The 4,456-nt window shown below is 44.7% G+C and carries 1 protein-coding gene; it reads right to left on the bottom strand.

Annotation, left to right across the window (positions count from 1 at the left end; translation table 11 throughout):
- Positions 1 to 4,277 (bottom strand): DEAD/DEAH box helicase (locus NWQ57_RS06990; RefSeq protein ID WP_306021425.1); only part of this gene is annotated, 4,277 nt, incomplete at its 3' end.
- Between the last annotated feature and the right edge of the window lie 179 nt (positions 4,278 to 4,456).

Raw genomic sequence — 4,456 nt, 5'->3', positions numbered from 1 at the left:
TCATCTACTGACAGCTTAGTCACCGCGTCATTACCTTCTAGCAAATTATCCGCTAAATCTCGTTTTTGCTGATGCAAGGCGACGATTTTCTCTTCAATGGTGTTTTGGGTAATCAACCTATAGATAGTCACAGGCCGGGTTTGGCCAATGCGATGGGCACGATCAGACGCTTGCTCTTCTACTGCCGGATTCCACCAAGGGTCCATGTGTATCACATAGTCTGCTGCGGTTAAATTTAAGCCTGAACCACCGGCTTTTAGGCTAATTAAAAAGATATCGCCTTCACCGCGTTGAAAGGCGTTAACTCGCTCTTGTCGCTGTTTTTGCGGGGTTGAACCGTCAAGATATTGATAGCTAAACCCTTTGGCTTCAATGTGCTGCTTAATTAGTTGTAAGTGGCCCACAAACTGGCTAAAGATCAGTGCTTTGTGTTTGTTGAGTTTTAGCTCCTCAAGCAATTCATCTAGGGCGGCCAGTTTGGCGCTGGGAATATCAGTTTCAGCCATGACTAGTTTGGGGTGACAACAGGCTTGGCGCAGTTTCACTAACTCTGCAAGCATCTTAATCCGTTGCTCGCCAGGGTTGGTTTGTTGGTTGTTTTGGCTGATATTATCGATGGCATTCAGTCGCAGCGCTTCGTAAAAATCGCGCTCTTGTGGGCCCATTTCAACGCGAATATTAATGTCGGTTCGTGGAGGTAATTCGGTTAATACTTGGTTTTTCATGCGCCGCAAAATAAAGGGTTGGATCAAGGTTTTTAAGCCTTGACTGGCCTTACGTGCCGCAAGAGGTTCGTCTTTTACATTGTCCATGGGCAGTGCAAACCGTTCGCCAAAACGTTTTAAGTTGCCAAGTAGTCCAGGGTTAATAAAGCGAAATAAACTCCACAGTTCGCTAAGATTGTTTTCAATAGGCGTACCGGTGGTGATCATCTTAAAATCCCCCTTTAAGGCACAAGCCGCTTTGGTGCGTTTAGCCAGTGGGTTTTTCAATGCCTGAGCTTCGTCGGCAACAATCGTATGCCAGTGCACTTGCTTGAGAATGTCGCTTTCACGCTGCAATAGACCATAACTGATGATCACGCAATCAAATGGGCTTAAATCGTTTAACAAGTTTTCGCGCTGCAGGGTATTACTGGAGTCAGCGAAGAGTTTGATATTGAGCGTGGGGGCAAACTTAAGCGCCTCTTGTTGCCAATTAAAACACACCGAAGTCGGTGCAATCACCAAACTGGGCCCTTGACTAGCCCGTGACAGTAAAATAGCCAGGGCTTGTAGGGTTTTCCCCAAGCCCATATCATCGGCTAAACAGGCCCCTGCCCCCCAATGCGCCAAGCGGGATGCCCAGTCAAAACCTTCTAATTGGTAGCTGCGCAGTTGCGCTTGAAAGGTAGAAGGAATGTGCGGTTTTATGTTATTGGCTTGATGCATTTTTTTGGTTTGCTCATCCCAAGCATGCAGCGTTTTCATGCGCATGCCACTGGTGGCTTCTGCTATTTGTAAGCTGGCTAAAGCATGAAATTTACCGTCATCGCTAACTTGGTTGATAAGCTCAAGCTTGTGGCGTAAGTCTTGTGATAAGGCGAGTATTTGTTCATGGCCAAGCTCGATAAACCGACCATGACTGGTTTTAACCAGTTCGAGCAACTTACGCAGTTCAAGCACTTGTTGATTGTCTATTTGCAGTTCGCCGCTAAGATCAAACCATTCATTTTTTTGCCCCAAGGCTAGTTGGAGATGCTCGCTACCTAGGGCTTTAGTTAAGCTGATTTTTTTGCCTTTGGGCCAACGCAACAGTAAATCGAAAGCGTTTTGACTCATAGCGGTTTCGAGTTGTTCTAGTGCTTCGAGCGCGGTTTGTAAGTCATCTAATAGCAAGCTGTTATCTGGCATAGCTAAAAAAGCGGGGCAGCTTTGGTCGAGCAGATCAAGTAAGCTTTCTTCGCGCACTAAGTCTCGCTGGGTTGCCATGCGCTTACCGTTTAGCTCGGTGGTTAAACTGGCACTGCCTACACCGGGTTTAAAGGCTGGCCCTTGTTCACCAAAGGGCATCACCACGCAAGTAAAGGCCAGTCCTTGTTGATGGGGCTGAATGTTCACCACCAAATGGGGATCACAGGGGTGATGTGCTAAACCGGTATCTAACTCCGTAATATCTGATTGAATATTTAAAAATGATGCAATAGCGGCAATGCCATCTAGGGCTTTTTGTTTGGCACTAATAGGAATAAGCAAGCCCGACTCACCAATGATCTCGGCGACTTTCAGATGGTCAGCTGAAAACACCGTAAGCTGATATTGCCTGTGATTAAGCGACTTTAAATCATAGGCAGACTGCCCCTGGTATTCACTGATATCGGCGGGCAAATCAGCAATGCTTAAACACAACTGCTCGCCTTGCTCACTGACCAATAATTCTGGCTCACGCTGAGTTATCTCGATGTTTTGTTCTAAGTCGTCTGTGTGGTAAAGATTGTCTATACCCACCGCGGCCTCTAGGGCTGATAAACCTTGCAGAACGTAATCTGTCTTAGCGTAATAGCCCCATTGCTGATACATCTCAATCTCGCGGCAAAGCCGTTTATCGCTGTCGCTTAGATACTCAATTTGGGCAAATTCTTCTTTTAAGCGTTTAAGCGAAACGCTGCGCCCCTTACTCCAGCCTGCTTTACTCAATTTTTGCTCACGGGCCTTAAACTGGTGAGACAAGCCAGGCTCAAGCTCCCAAATTAAACGCACCGGTTTGCTTGGGCTTTGTTTCTCTGTTTGGGTGTTTTTTTCGCTGTTTGGATTCAGCGCAATCAGTTTATCCAGCGCTAAGTCCCACTCTGACTTGGTGGTTATTAGGCTGCAAATATCGATTAATTTTGATCCGTGATTTGGTTCGTGCTTTTTATTGCTCTCTTTCTTACTGAAGCACGCCGCCATTTGCTGACAAAAATCGGCAAATAAGGGATAAGCAAGCTGGTTAAAATGAGTCTGATATTTTACGGCTAACTTGGCCAAGGTAGGATCTTTAGGGTGGTTACACCACACATTTGCCAGCAAGTAATTAAAATAACTCAGTTGATGGGAGAAAAAGTCGAAGTCTTCATCCACTCTGCTGTAATGAATATTGCCAGTGTATTTTTCCCCGTTTGATAAACACACAATCGGTTTTGCTAGGCTTTGGCTCAGGCGGATAAAATCCCCCGTAACCTTACGGTCACTCTCTTCAAATTCCACTTGCTCTAGGGCAGTGGTAAAATAACTGACATCCTCTTGGTTAGCATGAACCACCAAGGCCAGCTTGTAAAAATAACCTAAGACATCGTTTAAATATTGCTTTTTACGTTTAGCGATTTTGTTTTTTGCCACTAAGGCTTGCTCAAAAAACGCAATGGCTTGGCGGTTATCACCGCTTAAAAAAGAATGGGCACCTAGTAACTGTAATCCATAGCTTGTGCTGTCTTGTGCATGTTGCACCCGAGCAAAATCAGCAAAGCGTAACTGATATAAATACTGCTCTGCGAGTAAATGCTGACAGTCGATATTGTATGCGGGGCTACTTGGATCTGAATGAGCCGCGCACACTTGTTCTAATAATTGAATGGGGTAATCAAGACTTTGCCCCTGCATTTGAAAGGTTCTAATTAAGCTAGCAAAAGCCTGATATTGCATAACCAGAGGCAATTGTAAAAACGCGCTAAGCTCAAAGGGTAAAAAGAATAATTCAAGTAAAATCTGATTTTGCACATGATCAACCACCTGAGGATTTTTATTAAACTCAAAGGCTGCGGCAAGCTTGTCTGTTAAATTTAAAAAATACAGGTCGCGAATGACTCTCTGCCTATCGGCCACCTTGTTCTGCCAACTGTAACTATTAACTACCGGCACTACGTGTTCGGCGGCTTTGATAATTTCAAGCAGCAATGCAGGGCTTTTCTTGAAAGGCATAAAAGTAAATAAGTGATGAAATTGTTCTACTTCGGCACTTAAGCGGTTTGCCAACAAGGTATTGATTTGCATGCCTTCTAGGCTAAATGATACCAAGGCGTTTTTACTGAGTTGATCGCGACTTTCTTTAGAAAATACGTAGGCTTTTGGCCCCTTGGGTAACAGATACTGACCATCTAAGATGTCAAAAACCTTGGCTAGTTTGGCTAAACCAATCGGTTTATAGATCACCGCCAATACGACTAAAACCGTCTGTTCGGTTTCATTTAGGCCTAAAAAGTGTTGATACAAGGTGTCTAATTGTTGCTGTACTGGCGACTGAATTAAAGCAGCGAGCTTCATAGTGATACGATTCTTAGAAAGTGTTGACTTTTGATGGGCTGAAACTAACAAAAACACCGTCTATAAACAATCACTCTCAAGCGTTGTAGTAAAGCCGCCCCCCCAAATGCCTCGGCTTCTCACATTGAGCCGAAGCAAAATAGAATCACTAACAATGTACGTAAACCATCGCGCTGACA

The organism is Paraglaciecola sp. (assembly GCF_030730205.1).
Classification (GTDB): Bacteria; Pseudomonadota; Gammaproteobacteria; order Enterobacterales; family Alteromonadaceae; genus Paraglaciecola.
Note: the sequence above shows the minus strand (reverse complement) of the source record. Positions and strands in the feature narration are given on the sequence as shown.